This is a genomic window from Undibacterium sp. WLHG33, from assembly GCF_049544815.1.
Lineage (GTDB): Bacteria > Pseudomonadota > Gammaproteobacteria > Burkholderiales > Burkholderiaceae_D > Undibacterium.
Map to the genome: position 1 here is coordinate 2709577 of NZ_CP186697.1, position 16749 is coordinate 2726325.

At 51.5% G+C, this 16749-nt stretch carries 12 protein-coding genes and 1 tRNA gene; 8 read left to right on the forward strand and 5 right to left on the reverse strand.

The genetic code is table 11. The features are described 5' to 3' along the window. Window positions 1-2 precede the first annotated feature (2 nt). Entirely contained in the window at window positions 3-1085 is a 1083-nt protein-coding gene (queG, locus tag ACOTSW_RS12355) for a tRNA epoxyqueuosine(34) reductase QueG (protein WP_423679386.1), read from the reverse strand. Between the two features lie 79 nt (window positions 1086-1164). On the opposite strand from queG, the gene tsaE reads away from it, so the two are divergent. Then, a complete protein-coding gene (gene tsaE, locus ACOTSW_RS12360) occupies window positions 1165-1650 on the forward strand; it encodes a tRNA (adenosine(37)-N6)-threonylcarbamoyltransferase complex ATPase subunit type 1 TsaE (protein WP_423679387.1) in 486 nt (161 codons plus the stop codon). Further along, window positions 1614-3044: an N-acetylmuramoyl-L-alanine amidase gene (locus ACOTSW_RS12365; protein WP_423679388.1), complete on the forward strand. Its 1431-nt coding sequence runs from the start codon at window positions 1614-1616 to the stop codon at window positions 3042-3044. The genes tsaE and ACOTSW_RS12365 overlap by 37 nt, the downstream gene beginning before the upstream one ends. 57 nt (window positions 3045-3101) lie before the next feature. Here the strand turns inward: ACOTSW_RS12365 and ACOTSW_RS12370 are convergent, their stop codons facing one another. Both ACOTSW_RS12370 and ACOTSW_RS12375 read right to left on the reverse strand, forming a co-directional pair. Continuing rightward, window positions 3102-3428, reverse strand: a complete 327-nt coding sequence (locus tag ACOTSW_RS12370; RefSeq protein WP_423679389.1) for a hypothetical protein — start codon at window positions 3426-3428, stop codon at window positions 3102-3104. A gap of 5 nt (window positions 3429-3433) precedes the next feature. Further along, window positions 3434-4081, reverse strand: coding sequence for a VTT domain-containing protein (locus ACOTSW_RS12375; RefSeq protein ID WP_423679390.1), 648 nt, complete (start codon window positions 4079-4081; stop codon window positions 3434-3436). A 79-nt stretch (window positions 4082-4160) separates the two neighbouring features. On the opposite strand from ACOTSW_RS12375, the gene mutL reads away from it, so the two are divergent. From mutL to ACOTSW_RS12400, 5 genes are all read left to right on the forward strand, one after another. Continuing rightward, a complete protein-coding gene (mutL, locus tag ACOTSW_RS12380; RefSeq protein WP_423679391.1) occupies window positions 4161-6035 on the forward strand; it encodes a DNA mismatch repair endonuclease MutL in 1875 nt (624 codons plus the stop codon). Window positions 6036-6099: 64 nt separating this feature from the next. Beyond that, window positions 6100-7047, forward strand: a complete 948-nt coding sequence (miaA, locus tag ACOTSW_RS12385; protein WP_423679392.1) for a tRNA (adenosine(37)-N6)-dimethylallyltransferase MiaA — start codon at window positions 6100-6102, stop codon at window positions 7045-7047. Window positions 7048-7179: 132 nt separating this feature from the next. After that, window positions 7180-7256: transfer RNA gene (locus ACOTSW_RS12390), tRNA-Met, on the forward strand. Window positions 7257-7591: 335 nt separating this feature from the next. Continuing rightward, window positions 7592-9874, forward strand: a complete 2283-nt coding sequence (locus ACOTSW_RS12395) for an Ig-like domain-containing protein (protein WP_423679393.1) — start codon at window positions 7592-7594, stop codon at window positions 9872-9874. A 142-nt stretch (window positions 9875-10016) separates the two neighbouring features. After that, a complete protein-coding gene (locus tag ACOTSW_RS12400) occupies window positions 10017-10676 on the forward strand; it encodes an energy-coupling factor ABC transporter permease (protein ID WP_423679394.1) in 660 nt (219 codons plus the stop codon). An 85-nt stretch (window positions 10677-10761) separates the two neighbouring features. Here the strand turns inward: ACOTSW_RS12400 and ACOTSW_RS12405 are convergent, their stop codons facing one another. Then, a complete protein-coding gene (locus ACOTSW_RS12405) occupies window positions 10762-12414 on the reverse strand; it encodes an alpha-amylase family glycosyl hydrolase (protein ID WP_423679395.1) in 1653 nt (550 codons plus the stop codon). 30 nt (window positions 12415-12444) lie between these two features. Next, the gene (locus ACOTSW_RS12410) at window positions 12445-13464 is read right to left on the reverse strand and encodes a glucokinase (RefSeq protein ID WP_423679396.1); all 1020 of its coding nucleotides are present in this window, start codon (window positions 13462-13464) and stop codon (window positions 12445-12447) included. Window positions 13465-13877: 413 nt separating this feature from the next. Here ACOTSW_RS12410 and ACOTSW_RS12415 point away from each other — a divergent pair, with 413 nt between their 5' ends. Beyond that, on the forward strand, window positions 13878-16556 hold the full coding sequence (locus ACOTSW_RS12415; protein ID WP_423679397.1) for an alpha-1,6-glucosidase domain-containing protein: 2679 nt from the start codon (window positions 13878-13880) through the stop codon (window positions 16554-16556). Window positions 16557-16749: the final 193 nt, after the last annotated feature.

Below are 16749 nucleotides of genomic sequence, written 5' to 3' on the forward strand. Positions count from 1 at the left end.
CACTAAGCACTCAAACCATGACAGTCCAGTGCCCAGATCACATGCTCACGCACCATTTCTGAAGGGTGATCAAGGCGGGCACGTAAGGCAGCCACAATGGCGGCATCAGCGTACATCGTGGTCGCCGCATTCCCAAGGCCAACCGCAATATTGCGCAACCACCGTTCATGTCCGATACGACGGATAGGGCTGCCTTCCAGCATGCGCAAAAACTGTTCTTCCGTCCACGCAAATAAATGCACCATGCGCGCATGATCCAAACCATTTCTGACAGCAAAATCATCGACTGCAGCAGCTTGCGCAAATTTATTCCACGGACAATGCAACTGGCAATCATCGCAACCGTAAACCCGGTTTCCTATCAGCGGCCGGAATTCGACTGGAATACTGCCATGTAGCTCTATCGTCAGATACGACACACAGCGCCGCGCATCAACTTTGTATGGCGCGACGATCGCCTTCGTCGGGCAAACATCGATACACGATGAACACTGACCGCAGTGATTACCCACCGGCGGGTCAACCGGCAACGGCAGATCGACCAGTATCTCGCCCAGAAAAAACATAGAGCCAGCTTCGCGACTCAATAGCAAAGTATGTTTGCCGCGCCAGCCGAGACCCGATTTTTCTGCCAGCGCCACCTCCATTACCGGCGCAGAGTCAGTGAAAACTCGGTAACCAAACGTACCAATCTGCTGACTGATTTTTTCTGCCAGTTGCTGCAGACGACTGCGCAGCACTTTGTGATAATCGCGACCACGCGCATAGATGGAAATCACCGCAGTATCTGCCGTGTGCTGTGCTTCTGCGGCGCGCCAGTGAGGATCGGCAGGCAAGTAATTCATGCGCGCCGAAATTACCCTGACCGTGCCAGGCACTAGTTCAGCGGGGCGACTGCGTTTGGTGCCATGCGCCGCCATATACGCCATATCGCCATGAAACCCCGCATCCAGCCATTGCTGAAAACCGGCTTCGGTGTGACTGAGATCAACATCGGCAATACGGATTTCAGCAAAGCCCAGTTCTTTGCCCCAGCTTTTGATCTGTGCGGATAAGGCAGATAGACTGTCATCGTCCAGATTCACGCGGCAGACTCCGGCAAATACACAAGGGCGAGGCAATATGCTATGTTTAGCGAATTCATGAATACGGACTTTGCAGGAAATGTCACATTATAAAACCACACTGCCGGATGAAGCAGCAACGCAGGCATTAGGAAAAAGTCTCGCTCACACCTTGGTGTCGGGTCTGGTGATCTTTCTGCATGGCGACCTGGGCGCGGGTAAAACCGCCCTCACCCGCGCCATGATTCACGCCGCCGGTTTTTCCGGCAATGTAAAAAGTCCGACGTATACGCTGGCAGAACCGTATCAGGTCAGCGTTCAGCAGCAGGCCTGCACGATCATGCATTTTGATCTGTACCGTATGCTGAGCGCCGAAGAATTTCTCGATGCAGGATTCCGCGAAGAGTTTAATGCATCGAATATCTGTATCGTCGAATGGCCGGAAAAAGCAGATGGCGTGCTGCCTGAGCCCGATCTGAATGTATTTTTACGCGTCGCAGGCGATGGTCGTGAGGTAGAATTGCAGGCGTTGTCTGCCAAAGGTATCGCATGTCTCGCATCACTCCAATTCGCCCCCAATCTGTAAGTCAGAACACTCCTTCCCGGAAGCGACGCGCTTTCATTCAGGCTGGCGGGACATTACTGCTCTCCGTTTGTGTGCCGCCAGCAGCAAATGCGGCAAAAATTCTCGCTGTCCGCGTCTGGCCTGCCGAAGATTACACCCGCGTCACGCTGGAAAACGATATTGAGCTCAATACCAATTTTTTTACTGTCAAAAATCCTGAGCGTCTGGTCGTTGATATCGAAGGTCTGGAATTGAATTCCACCCTGAAAGAGCTGGTGGCGAAGATACAGCCGAATGATCCTTACATCAAACAGGTGAGGGTCGGCCAGAATAAGCCGAATGTCGTGCGCCTGGTATTCGATTTAAAAGAAGAAATCAGCCCGCAGGTATTTACCCTGCAACCCGTCGGCAACTATAAACACCGGCTGGTCTTCGACCTGTATCCGGCGAATCCGGCCGATCCTATTGCTGCGCTGATAGAAAAAGGCGAGTGGCATAAAGACACCCAAAACAAAAGCGTAGCTCCGACCACCCCTAACATGGCTGGAGACGTCAAAGGCGATGGTAAATCTGACCCAAAGGCGGCCAGACCAGACTTAATGGCGGAAGCAAAGCCAGACGATAAATCTGTGCTGAAACACAACGAAAAAAAAGAGCCACATCAGGGTGAGAAATCAACCGATAAATCCGCGACACCAGCCATGACACGCATGATCACAATTGCGATTGATCCGGGTCACGGCGGTGAAGATCCCGGTGCGACCGGGCGTGGTGGCAGCCGCGAAAAAGATGTGGTTCTCGCGATTGCGAAACGCCTGAAAGCCAAAATAGAACAGCAACCGAATATGCGCGTGATGCTGACGCGCGATGCCGATTATTTTGTACCTCTGAACGTGCGGGTGCAAAAAGCCCGTGCTGTGCAAGCCGATTTATTCATGTCGGTGCATGCCGATGCATTCGTGAATTCATCTGCGCGTGGTTCGTCGGTGTTTGTGTTGTCCGATAAAGGTGCGAGTTCAACCGCGGCGCGCTGGCTGGCGGATAAAGAAAATGCGGCCGATCTGATCGGTGGCGTGAATATCAAGAATCACGACAAGCAGCTCGCCAGCGTCTTGCTGGATTTGTCCACAACGGCGCAAATCAACGATAGTTTAAAACTCGGCAAAGTCGTGCTGACAGAAATCAGTGGCATCAATAAATTGCACAAAGGTTCGGTGGAACAAGCCGGGTTTGCCGTTCTGAAAGCGCCGGACATTCCCAGCATACTGATAGAGACGGCGTTTATTTCCAATCCGGAAGAGGAAGCAAAACTGACCGATGATGCATATCAGGATCAGATGGCGGAAGCGGTGATGAAAGGTGTCAAAAAGTATTTTGCAAAAAATCCGCCGCTGGCAAAAAGCCGCCTGACCTGAGCCATCGTTCGCAACAACATTGACGAAATCATGCCCGACGATCTCGCCGGGCATTTTTTATTCTATGTGCGCACTGGAATCGCAACCAATGCCAGCGGCGATCCAGCGCCTGACTCTGCGCGCAAACCAGACCTGCCAGCGTAGCGGAAGCCAGCGCAGATATTGTGCAGGCTGCACCAGCATGCCACAGCGGTAGGACAATGAAGCCTGATCCCACAACAGGGCGCGGCAACTTCCCCGCCGCTGCCACAAAAAAACAAGCGCCACCGGGCATGGCTCGGCAGCGCAACAAACACCGCAGCCATTACAGGCCTGGCCGACTTCAGGCTTCAACGGTGCTTGCTGGCGTAGCCAGATCAGCGTTGGTGAAGTCGGCTGTCTCACAATGATCAGGCCGCTTTACGCAGGCGTTTCAGCATTTTCCACAATGCCCCCAGCAACAGAGGCACAATCGCAGCACCAACGCCAACCAGCACAATGGCATTCAGATTTTTCTGTATGAACGGAATGTTACCGAAGAAGTAACCACTCAACACCAGCGACAATATCCATAACAATGCACCAAGCACATTGAAGAGCTGGAAAGTACGGTGGGTCATATCGGAGATACCCGCCACGAAAGGCGCAAAGGTGCGCACGATAGGCACAAAACGCGCCAACACAACGGTTTTGCCGCCATGCTTTTCATAAAATTCATGGGTCTTTTTCAGCGCCGCCTTATCGATCCAGCGATAGTCGTGCGCCATGACTTTGTGACCAATCAGGCTGCCGATCCAGTAGTTAATCGTGTTTCCTGAAATTGATGCAAGCAGCAATAAACCTACCAGCAACCACGGGTTCATCGCCCCCGTCGCGCAAAAAGCGCCGGCAATAAACAATAAAGAATCGCCGGGTAAAAACGGAAAAATGACAAAGGCAGTCTCACAAAAAACAATCGCAAACAAAACGACGTATACCAGCGTACCGTATTCCGCAATCACCATCCCCAACATCTTATCGACATGCAAAATCATGTCTAACAGTTGCATGAAATCCATTATTGTTCCAGTCAAAGAAATCGCGGCAATCATACACTAAGCCGCAGTACACGCAAGACAGCGCAGGTATAATCTCGCGATGAATCCGAATTCCTCTCCTTACCGTCCGATTCAGGCGCTGCCTGACAACCTGATCTCTCAAATTGCTGCCGGCGAGGTCGTCGAACGGCCTTCTGCTGTCGTCAAGGAAGTGCTGGAAAACGCGCTGGATGCGGGTGCCAGCAATATCACCATCCGGCTGGAAGAAGGCGGCGTTAAGCGAATCGCCATCAGCGATAACGGACGCGGCATACCGCAAGAGCAGTTGCCGCTCGCGGTGGCGCGTCATGCAACATCAAAAATCGCCTCGCTGACGGAACTGGAGAATGTTGCCACGCTGGGATTTCGCGGCGAGGCTCTGGCGTCCATCGCCTCCGTTTCTTTACTGACGCTGACGACGCGCACCGCCGATGCGCCGCATGCCTGGCAAATTGAAAATGGCAAGGTAAGCCCGGCGTCCGGCGCACCAGGTACCACCGTTGATGTGCAGGATTTGTATTACAACACCCCGGCTCGCAGGAAATTTTTAAAATCAGAACAAACTGAGTTTGGTCATTGCGCTGAAGTCGTCCGTCGCATTGCACTGGCGCGCCCCGACGTCTCATTTTCTCTCACGCATAATGGTAAAGCGGTTGATCACTGGAACGTCAGCGCCATCGATAAACGGAGTGCGCAGATACTTGGTGAAGCCTTTTCCAGTGCGCGTCTTCCATTAGATGAAAGCGCGGGGCCATTACGCCTGCATGGTTTTGTCGGTTTGCCGACAGCCTCTAAAGCGCGTGCTGACGCACAGTTTTTTTACGTGAATGGTCGTTTTGTCCGGGATAAATTACTGACCCATGCGGTGCGCGCTGCTTATCAAGATGTGTTGCACGGCGATCGTTATCCATCTTATGTCCTGGCGCTTGATCTCGATCCTGCACTGGTCGATGTGAACGTGCATCCCTCAAAAATTGAAGTGCGGTTTCGTGACAGCCGCGCGGTACATCAATTTGTATTTCATGCTGTCAGCCGCGCGCTGGCGCAAACATCGGCAACATCTTTCGGTACCGTGCCGGCCCCCGCCACCGCCGCGTCAGCATCATCCGTATTAGCAGGAAAAGCAATGCCGTGGATTGCCGGCGAACAAACGACGTTTGCCACACAATTCGCAACGCCGTCACCGTATGCGAATGCTGGCAGCGGTATGCCGAATGCTTACGATCAATGGGGGCGCAATCAGACTGGTAGCGGTAACGGTGTCGCGCAGACTCTGCAAAATTACGGTGCGATGTTTAGCGACAGCGCCCGCACAGAAAATGCCATTCCTGCACAATCCCTGCCTGAGGACGAGCATCCTTTAGGTTTTGCGCTGGCCCAGTTGCACGGTGTGTATGTACTCGCACAAAACAGCAAAGGTCTGGTACTGGTGGATATGCATGCCGCGCATGAACGCATTTTGTATGAACAGCTCAAGAATGCGCTCGATGAAAACGCCATGCCTGTGCAACCGATGCTGATTCCTGTGACCTTTTATGCTGATGCGATTGAAGTCGGCACTGTCGAAGAACATCAGGACACATTAAAAGCACTGGGGTTTGACATGGCGGCGATATCGCCCACCACGCTGGCGGTGCGCGCCGTACCAGCATTGCTTAAAAATGCCGATGCACAATCACTCGCACGAGACGTATTGCGCGAAGTGCGCGAATTCGGCGGCTCACGTGTCCTGATTGACAGACGCAATGAATTGCTCGGCACCCTTGCCTGTCATACAGCGGTGCGTGCCAATCGCAGCCTCACCGTTCCGGAAATGAATGCGCTGTTGCGTCAGATGGAGCAAACGGAGCGCGCTGATCAGTGCAATCACGGACGACCAACATGGGTACAACTCGGCCTGAACGATCTCGATAAAATGTTCTTGCGTGGTCAGTAAATTCTAACCATCGTGAACTATCAACACCGTTACCAACGACATTAATTATAAAAACGGAATTAGCATGAACACCTCGAATGCCGCCAACGTCATCGCGATCATGGGGCCGACAGCCTCCGGCAAAACGGCTGCCGCACTGGAAATCGCCAGACACATTCCATCCGAAATTATCTCTGTTGATTCAGCGCTGATTTATCGTGGCATGGATATCGGCACGGCAAAACCGTCCTCAGCAGAACTCGCCAGCGCACCACATCATCTGATCGATATTATTGATCCGGTGGAGTCGTATTCTGTCGCGCAATTCCGTAAAGATGCAGAAAGACTGGTCGCTGATATTCAGGCAAGAGGCAAATTACCTATTCTGGTCGGCGGCACCATGATGTATTTCAATGCATTGAAATACGGACTCGACGATCTGCCCGGTGCTGATCCGGTGTTACGCGCCGAACTGGATGCGGAAGCGGAACGCATAGGCGTACCGGGTTTGCATGCGCGTCTGGCGACCCTCGACCCTGAAACGGCCGCGCGACTGAATCCCAATGACAGCCAGCGCATACAAAGAGCGCTCGAAATTATCACGCTAAGCGGACAGTCGATGTCTGCACTTCTCGCGAAACAGACAAAAGCTGGCCCCGCATTCGCCATGCTGCCGATTTCACTGGAACCATCCGACCGCAGCGTTCTGCACCAGCGCATTGCAGACCGTTTCGACCTGATGCTGCAAAACGGTTTTTTAGAGGAAGTGAAACAGTTAAAGCAACGACCAGATTTACACGCAAATCTGCCATCAATACGCTGCGTCGGTTATCGTCAGGCATGGGATTATCTTGACCAGCTCTGTACTTATGAAGAGATGCGGGAACGCGGCATTATCGCCACCCGCCAGCTGGCCAAACGCCAGCTGACCTGGTTGCGCTCTATGCCGGAACGCATACTGATAGATTGCCTGAGCCAGAATCCCTCACAGCAAATCCTGCATCTGGTACAACAGGAAATGGCAAAAAAGTAGCGAAATTGCCGTCATTCCGCACATATGCAATCAAAATGTTTGTTTTTTTGCAAAATACCGGATCGCTGCGACAAAAAACAGAGGCGCGGTATTGACACCTGCATGAGCTGCTGACATAATCTAGGGCTTCTTGGTGATATAGCTCAGCTGGTTAGAGCACAGCACTCATAATGCTGGGGTCGGTGGTTCAAGTCCACCTATCACCACCAGAATTCAAGGGCTTACAGAAATGTAAGCCCTTTTTGGTTTTTGCATCGCATTCCCCGATTTCGCTTGTCACCAAACAAATCTTTGCGTTTCATGAACTCGTCAGTCTGGCTTGACACCCCTGCGTGCAAAATATAGTATCGGGCACTCTTAATGTTGGGATAGTCGATCAGATACATCTGATGCGTTTTTGAAGTAGTTAAAACGTCCGCATTACGCTCTGGCTGATGCGGTTTTTTTTATGCCAATCTAAACGCGGCGTTTTGATCGGGCGATCTGCCATCATTTATTGCCAGCCCGCGCGCATGGCTCCGGCTCAATCACTAATTCGCTTGTTATGTCCGCCCGATACACTCGACCTAAGCTCTCTCTTTTACTTATTACTTTGCTGGCCCAGCTCAATCCGGCATCAGCGCAACAATCTCAGGATGCCAGAATACAGAACGGCGGGAATTTGCAATTTATCGGCGAAAATTCCCGCATCGGCATCGGCTATCAGAATGGCGGCGCCTTTACCGGCGAGTTTTTTGGCGTTTTATCTGACACAGGGTCCAAGGTCTGGCTGGGAGAAGTATGGCTGAGCAACAAATCCGGCGGCGGGAAACTTAGCTACCACTCGCTGCAACAAAACTCCGTCATCAAGTATTTTGCCGCTATCGACCAGAACGAACTGAAAGATAAGAAACTCAGCATCGGCATCGGTCAGGAAAATCAGGATTGGTTTGGTCATGTGTATGCCAGTTACAGCCCCACCAGCAAACGACTGTTACAAAACACTCTGACAACAACAGTGACAGAACAAAGCGGTAATGACGCTGGTCGCGCCTATATTGACACGATCACGACCATGACAAACACTCGCCTGTATGAGCGCGCCTACGATTATGGCATCGGTGCCCGGATCGGGCATTACTACGCAGAAAATGCCGTACGTCTCACCGCTGGCCTGGATTATGAATGGGGGAAAGCCAGCAGCAAACAAGTCGGCGCGAACCTCACTGCAGAAAAGTTTTTTGTCGGCACCCCACATAGCCTGGCATTGCAAGTTGGTCAGTATCGTAAATCAGGTGACTTCGACAATCAGCAAAATGATCGCCGTATTAATCTGATGTATCGCTACAGTTTTGGCGCTACCAGCAGCCGCTTTGAGCAAAAATACAGGATGGTGGAAGTACCTGCCGTACCTGCGGCACTGACTATTATCCCTGCAAGAAGCGAGCAGCGCCTGGTCAAAACAACGACCACCATGACCGGTGATGCCTTCTTTAAAATCGATAGTGCGGGATTGACCGATTTTGCAAAACAGGAACTGGCGAAAATTGCTGAAACCTTAAAAAAATATCCGCACGAAGGGAATATCAGAATTACCGGGCATACCTGCGACATCGGTTCGGTTAACTACAACCAGAAACTGTCGCTGTCACGCGCGGTCGCGGTGCGGGATTATCTGATTTCTCTGGGTGTGGTGAATACTGAAGAAGTTGTGGTTGAAGGCAAAGGCAAGCTGGCGCCTAAGTATCCGGCAACCAAAGAATTCCGCGAAAAAAATCGCCGCGTCGATCTGGAATTTGTCAGTCGCATCGATAAAACAGAAGTCATAGAAATACCGGAACAGGTTCTGCCTGCACCGGCAGCGGAAGTCACTTACAAACGCGAGGATATTCCTCAGGAGCCGGCATGGATAAGCCGCGCCTTACGCAACTCTGTGGAACACAAGCGCACGGTCGATACCTATCGCTCTCAGGAAAAAACACAAACTGAAACCAGGACCCGAAATTATCTGAACCGGGCTCCCCAGGCGACGAATGACAACGCCAGCACGCAGCAGAATCAGTCTGTCGTGATTGATGTTTTAAGTAATGACACAGACCCTGATTCGGATGCGATCACGATCAGTACCGTCAGCGGTGCGGCTCACGGAACAGCGACAATACAATCACAAAAAATTGTCTACGTTCCTCATCCTGATTACAGCGGCAACGACAGTTTCAGTTATACCATCAGTGATGGCCGTGGCGGGCAGTCCACCGCGCAAGTCAATGTCAGCATTGCTGCCGCAAATAGAGCACCGGTCGCCAACGACGATACTTTCAGTGTCCCGGGCAGTTCCGACATGGTGCTTGATCTGCTGGCGAATGATAGTGATCCTGATGGCGATCCTTTAAGCATTTCTGCAATTTCCGCTTTAACAGGAAATAATGGCAGCATCCGTATTTCCGGCAATAAGGTGATTTTCACTCCGGGCAGCAATTTTTTACCGGGTAGTTTTCAATATACGATCAGCGATGGTCGTGGCGGGAAAGCAAGTGCGCAAGTCACTCTCAATGTCATTGCACCGGCAGCTAATAATGCACCTGTCGCCAGAAATGATTTATTCACTGTTTCCGGTACCTCTGACACGACGCTTGATCCTCTTGCCAATGACAGTGATCCTGATGGCGATCCATTGACAATCGTGTCCGTTACACCGATGGCTGGCAATACCGGCTCACTCCGCATTTCTGGTAATAAAGTGGTGTTCTCTCCATTTGGCAGCTTTCTACGTGACAGCTTTCAATACACCATCAGCGATGGCAAAGGAAAAACAGCAACGGCAACAGTGACCCTGGTCGATCCTTAACTTACACGCCATTCAAATTTAAAAGACAAGCAAAGGGACTGCCTTGCTTGTCTTTTTTTATTGATGCCACGCAGTACGCCTGTGGCGAATCAGGATTATGATGAACACCTGAACTATTGCGAACTATTGTAGCGGATCTCCCATGGGCATTTTTTATACTCCTGTTGATGTCGGTTTGTGTATTTTTGCAATGTTGGCGGCACTGATACTGCTGGGAGCGGAAATCCGGAAAATTCCGTGGAAACGATTACAGGAACCCACTGTATTTTCCGCCTGGTGTGCCAGCATCATTGTGCTGATACTGCTGTGGCGTATGCGCATTCCTGTGCATAAAGATCTGCACCTGCATCTGATGGGCGTCGCCTTATTTGCGCTGATGTTCGGCAGACCATTGGCAATTTTAGGAATCGCGATTGCCACGCTCGGATATACCGCAGAATACGATGGTCTATGGCTGAATCTCGGCGCCAATATTCTGGTACTCGCTGTTTTCCCCGGCTATCTGAGTGAACTGATTCTGAGCAAAACCCGGCAGTATTTACCTCATCATATGTTTGTGTATCTGTTTGGCAATGGCTTCTTTGGCTCACTGGTGGTGAATGCCAGTGCAGGTTTGCTGGCGCTGGCGGCACATATGCTGCTAGCACCGGTCAAAGTCATCCCTACCGATGCCGTTGCCTACATGCTTTTACTGACATGGGGCGAGGCTTTTTTAGTCGGTTTTCTGACCACAATATTCGCGGTTTATCGCCCTGAATGGCTGTTCACTTTTGACGACAGGATTTATCTGACGGGAAAATGAGTCTTTATAGTCCCGCCAGCACTTAAGATATTCAAAGTCGTCAGAGCGGGCAGCGACTGTATGATCTCTCGCCTGAGTAATATGCTTAAAGTGTGCCGAACCAGGCACCATATGCTGGTAGCTCAAGCACGCTGCCGTTTAATGTTCCGGGTAAATCATAGCCCTGCAAGGTGATACTACCGGCAACATCCGTCCAGACAAAACTGGCCGCTTTGTCACCCAAATTGAATGCAGCAAAAATGACCGGCTGCCCGTCCAGCTGACGGCATAATGCCAGCACAGGCTCAGGTGTATCAAAAAAACGGATATCACCCTGCGTCAGTTGTGGATACTGTTTTCGCCAGCGCCAGATACGGCGCGCATACATGAGTGCAGAATCTGCCTCCTGTTCCTGCTGCGAAACCGCGACGGCGATGTGTTCAGCGGGAACTGGCAACCACGGCTTGCCGTCAGTAAATCCAGCGTGCGGCTGATCGGCGCGCCATGGCATAGGAGTGCGACAGCCGTCGCGCCCTTTGAATTCCGGCCAGAAGGTAATTCCGTAGGGATCCTGTATATCCTCATATGCAATATCAGCCTCGGTCAGCGCCAGCTCATCCCCCTGATACAGACATGGTGTGCCCTTCAGCGCTGCCTGCAGTGCCATCATCATTTTTGCAAATTGCGGTGTAGCTGCATCTCCGCCCCAACGGGACATCACGCGCACCACGTCGTGATTACCTACCGACCACGAAACCCAGCCACCTTTCACCCGCGCTTCAAACTCCTCTACCTGAGTGCGGATATATGCTGCAGACACGTCAGGCGTCAGTAAATTGAAGCTGTACGCCATATGTAGCTTATTATCATCCGCCGTATATTCAGCCATGACGCCCAGCGAGTCATCTGCACCCACCTCACCGATTGCGATCGCTCCGTACTCATTCAGCAGAGCACGCATTTTTTCCAGAAAAGCGATATTCTCGGGCTGCGTCTTATCATATATATGCGACTGCATACCGTAAGGATTATTGTCTTGTACCGTCTTGGTATCGCGATTGGTGGCGGGAGGATTGCTGCGTAAAGAACGATCATGAAAATGAAAGTTACAGGCATCGAGACGGAAGCCATCAACGCCACGTTCCAGCCAGAAACGCATGTTGTTCAAATGCGCCTGCTGCACATCAGGGTGATGAAAATTCAGATCCGGCTGACTCGCCAGAAAATTATGCAGATAGTATTGACGGCGGCGCGCATCCCATTGCCAGGAAGAACCACCAAAAACCGAGAGCCAGTTATTCGGCGGCGATCCATCTGCCAGCGGATCTGCCCACACATACCAGTCAGCCTTGGGATTATCACGACTTTGACGGCTTTCGACGAACCATGGATGCTGATCCGAACAATGCGACAACACCTGATCTATCATGACTTTCAGGCCTAGTGCATGCGCTCGTTCAAGCAAACGATCAAAATCACTCAGCGTCCCGAATAAAGGATCGACATCACAATAATCAGCAACGTCATAACCGAAGTCTTTCATCGGTGAAGTAAAAAACGGTGAAATCCAGACGATATCCACCCCCAACTGTGCGATGTAATCCAGTTTGGCAGTAATCCCCGGCAGATCGCCGACACCGTCACCATTGGTATCCAAAAAACTGCGCGGATACACCTGATAAATCACCGCTTCGCGCCACCATTGCGAATGGAAATCAGATTGCTGAGCAGAATTACCGGAGGTCGAATTAGCAAGCATAGTAAGCAAAATTAAAAGAAGAACACAGCGTCAGTTTGCAGCGCACTCAGCGAGCGATAATTTTTCTGACAGTATTGCCGACACACCCAGAAACGCAGGATATTCCGCCGTAATCAGAAAGGTAGGAATATCCGCCAGATAATGCGCAAACCGCCCTTTCGCCTCGAAACGCTGACGAAAAGCGGATTGCAGGAATAAATCGCCGAGGCGCGGTACGATGCCGCCGCCAATATAGACGCCACCGGTCGCCCCTAAGGTCATAGCCAGATTACCAGCCGCCGTCCCCAGCATGCCACAAAAATGTGTAATGGTCTGACGGCATCTGGCACAACTGCCATCGATTGCACGACGACTGATGTCAGCAGCCGATAAATCAACATCCGTCGTATCGCCGCGTAATTCGCCCAGAGCGCGATAGATAATCTCCAGACCCATGCCAGAAATCAGGCGTTCAGCAGAAACATGCGGAAATTCCCGCCAGATCACTGTTAATAATTCGACCTCTGCCGCATCGACCGGAGAAAAGCTGACATGCCCACCCTCGCTGCTGAGGGGAACCCACTGTTTTCCCGCCGGGACGATGCCCGAGACCCCAAGACCGGTACCAGGTCCGATCAGGCCAATCACCCGCTCAGGCAGAGCCTGTCCGCCACCTATCTGCACACGCTGATGATTTTCCAGGTAAGGCAAGGCCATCGCCAAAGCGGTGAAATCGTTCACGACCAACAGTGTCTGCAGATGCAGTGCATCACGCAAGGTCTGAATCGAAAAAGCCCAGTGATGATTCGTCATACTGATCTGATCACCGTTAACAGGGTTCGCAATCGCAATCGCCGCATGCAAAACCGGTTGCCGGCAGACTCGCTGCACTGCATCGCTGTGCAGATAAGCGGTGAGTGCCTGCTGAATTGTTGCGTACTCATTGCAGGCAAGTACCGCCACAGCCTCAAAACAATGTGGCCCGGTTTCCAGCGCAAAGCGTGCATTCGTCCCACCGATATCGGCAAGTAAACGTGGCGACGTATAGTTTTGTTTTTTCAAATCTTGCACGACTTCTCACCGTGAATATGGATAAGCTCAAATTGGAAAAATTCTGAGCCGGCTCAGATAATTTATGTAACAATACTACATTCAACAAATCTCGCTGTCTAACTATTTTTAAAATTCCAAGATAAATTCACTAAATAAAACACATACATCGTTGAAAAAAGTGAAGATTCCCACATAACATCAATAAATACAAATGTAGTTGAACTACTTATTTGGAGACAAACGTGCAAATAAGCAAGCACATGGCGCCGCGCTCGCATGTATGGAACAGAGCAAGAGCCGGACTGATCTTCGGCATCTGCTCCCTCGTGTGGCTGGTTCCTGAGGCGGCTTACTCAGCAGTGACCGCAAGCTCAGGCAGGACCATTACCCGCACTCAGCCGCTTACGCTTACAAACGCTTCTGATGTCCGTATGTGCGATCGCCCCCTGCATCAGACTTTACTGAGCAGATCAACCGTGCCAGCAGAAGCACGCGCCTATTGGCTGAATCGAGATCTGATCCAGTGGCCCGGAAAAGATGGAAAAGGAGCATTCGCTCTGTATGCCGCGGCCAGCGGAAAGCTGCGCATACAAAGAGGATTGCCCGTCAGTGGTAACGATCTGAAAATCAGGGTTGACATCACAACAGCCGCACTGCCGGAAGAAATCCGGCAGCGATATAAATTTGTTGCCGCAGGTGCTGTATTCAAACATCAACTCTCCGCACAAGAACTGACATCCTTACTTAAACAGCAACTGATCCTGGTTCAGGAAAACGAGCACAACGAGGTCATCGATTTTACCCATATACAAATAGCGAGCGTGATCGATGATCTGTATCAGGCTGCGACAGATGAATCGCTTGGCGTGACCATCACCCCACCATCATCCGGAGGCAGTACACAGTTCAGCACCAGTTTCCGGCTATGGGCACCGACCGCACAACGAGTCAGCGTCTGCGTCTACAAAACCGGCGACAGTCGTGCTCAGGCGCTGATGCCGATGAGCCTGAATCAGCACAACGGAATCTGGACAAGCTCAGTAAATCAGGATTTAAGCCGTCACTATTACCGTTATCTGGTGGATGTTTTTGTTCCAGGCACCGGACTCATACGCAATAGTGTGACCGACCCTTATTCCATCAGTCTGACCAGCGACTCACGCCGCAGCTATATTGCAGATTTACAAAGCGCCGCGCTGAAACCGGCGGGCTGGGATCAGCACAAAATACCTGAGCGGGTAAAAAATCCGACAGACATGGCGATTTACGAACTGCATGTCCGCGATTTTTCCATCAACGATAAAACTGTACGTCCCGCCTACCGCGGCAAATATCTGGCGTTTACCGAGTCAGCGTCAGCAGGTATGCACCATCTGCAAGCCATCAGCGCTGCAGGGATCACCGATATCCACTTATTACCGATTTTCGATATTGCCACCATCCCGGAGCGCCACTGCATCAGTCCGAAAGTCAGCGGGGGCGCAGACAGCCGGCATCAGCAAGCAATCATCAACGCGCAAGCCGATCAAGACTGCTTTAACTGGGGCTACGATCCCTACCACTATAATGCCCCTGAAGGCAGCTATGCCAGCAATCCTGACGATGGTGCGACACGTATTCTCGAACTGAGAAAAATGGTCATGGCGCTGCATCAGGCTGGTTTGCGGGTCGGCATGGATGTCGTCTATAACCATACGGCGTTTGCGGGACAACATCCGCGATCAGTACTTGACCGTATCGTTCCCGGCTATTACCACAGGCTGAACGCGCTGGGCAAAGTGGAAGATTCCACTTGCCAGCCCTGCGGCAACACGGCAACCGAAAATCGCATGATGGCAAAGCTGATGAGCGATTCTGTCAGGTTATGGGCGCGTGAATATAAGATGGATTCATTTCGATTTGATCTGATGGGACATCAGCCACGCGCAGTCATGGAGGAAATAAAAGCAGCGCTGCGGACAGATAATGGCAGAGAGATACAACTGATAGGCGAAGGCTGGAATTTTGGCGAAGTGGCGAATGGCGCACGTTTTGTTCAGGCATCGCAGCTGGCCTTGAATGGCAGTCAGATCGGTACCTTCAGCGATCGTGCCCGCGACGCCATTCGCGGTGGCGGACATGACGGCAATGCCGCTGCCATCGTACAAAACAAGGGGTATATCAATGGCTTGCTGGAAGCCGCCGACGCGTCGCCAACGCAAAGTCAGCAGAAAAAAGCATTGTTACTCAGCGCCGATATGATACGACTTGGTCTGGCGGGTTCTATTGCCGGCTATAGCATGCAGACCGCAGATGGGCAGACAAAAAAACTCAGCGATATCGACTACAACGGACAGCCTGCCGGTTATGCCAGCGCACCTGCAGAAGTCGTCAATTACGTTGAGAATCACGATAACCAGACCCTGTTTGATATCAACGCATTCCGGCTGCCCCTCACAACGAGCCACGAAGACCGCGCCAGAGTGCAGGTACTGGGCTTAGGATTGACGGCCTTCAGTCAGGGCATTGCATATTTTCATGCCGGCTCAGACATCCTGCGATCCAAATCAATGGATGGCAACAGCTACAATTCCGGTGACTGGTTCAACCGGCTGGACTGGACGTATCAACAGAATTACTTCGGCACCGGGCTGCCACCAGAAAAAGATAACGCACGTTTTTACCCCATCATGCGACCGCTTCTGAGCGATCCGCGGATCAAGCCACGCCCGCAGGATATTGCCATGAGCCGCGATGCATTCCGCGACCTGCTGAGAATACGCAGCAGCTCCGGCTTATTCCGTCTGACCAGCAGTACAGAAATACAACGGCGCCTGCGTTTCTTCAATACGGGGCCGGGACAAAATCCGGCCGTCATCGCCGCCCACCTGAATGGTGAAAATCTGGAAGCAGCGAACTTCAGAGCAGTGATGTATTTCATTAATGTCAGCAATCAGGAACAAAGTCTGGTCATTCAGGAGCAACAAGGACATCACTTGCAACTGCACCCTGTACATCTGATGCCCGGTGCGGGAGATCAGCGCATCGCCAGTCAGGCACGCTTCATGCGTGAGAGCGGGACTTTCCTGTTGCCGGGGCGCAGCGTGGTTTGTTTTGTTGAACCCAATTGAAATTATCATCATCACAAAATCATGATCTGGCGACCGGTCTCAACGGCTATATTTTTTCGATTCGTAGTAAAAAGCAAAAAGGCAACAAAGTGGACTGACTGGCTAAGCCAACACCAATCAATACTGGCAATAAAGAGGTATTAAGACTGAAAAAAATGCCTATATACAAAAAAAATCTGTCTTTGCTACAAAA

Coding starts and splice junctions, on each gene's coding strand:
- tsaE (WP_423679387.1), top strand. CDS start 1,165: ATGTCACATTATAAAACCACACTGCCGGATGAAGCAGCAACGCAGGCA.
- mutL (WP_423679391.1), top strand. CDS start 4,161: ATGAATCCGAATTCCTCTCCTTACCGTCCGATTCAGGCGCTGCCTGAC.
- ACOTSW_RS12375 (WP_423679390.1), bottom strand. CDS start 4,081: ATGGATTTCATGCAACTGTTAGACATGATTTTGCATGTCGATAAGATG.
- ACOTSW_RS12415 (WP_423679397.1), top strand. CDS start 13,878: ATGTGCGATCGCCCCCTGCATCAGACTTTACTGAGCAGATCAACCGTG.
- miaA (WP_423679392.1), top strand. CDS start 6,100: ATGAACACCTCGAATGCCGCCAACGTCATCGCGATCATGGGGCCGACA.
- ACOTSW_RS12365 (WP_423679388.1), top strand. CDS start 1,614: ATGTCTCGCATCACTCCAATTCGCCCCCAATCTGTAAGTCAGAACACT.
- ACOTSW_RS12405 (WP_423679395.1), bottom strand. CDS start 12,414: ATGCTTGCTAATTCGACCTCCGGTAATTCTGCTCAGCAATCTGATTTC.
- ACOTSW_RS12395 (WP_423679393.1), top strand. CDS start 7,592: ATGTCCGCCCGATACACTCGACCTAAGCTCTCTCTTTTACTTATTACT.
- ACOTSW_RS12400 (WP_423679394.1), top strand. CDS start 10,017: ATGGGCATTTTTTATACTCCTGTTGATGTCGGTTTGTGTATTTTTGCA.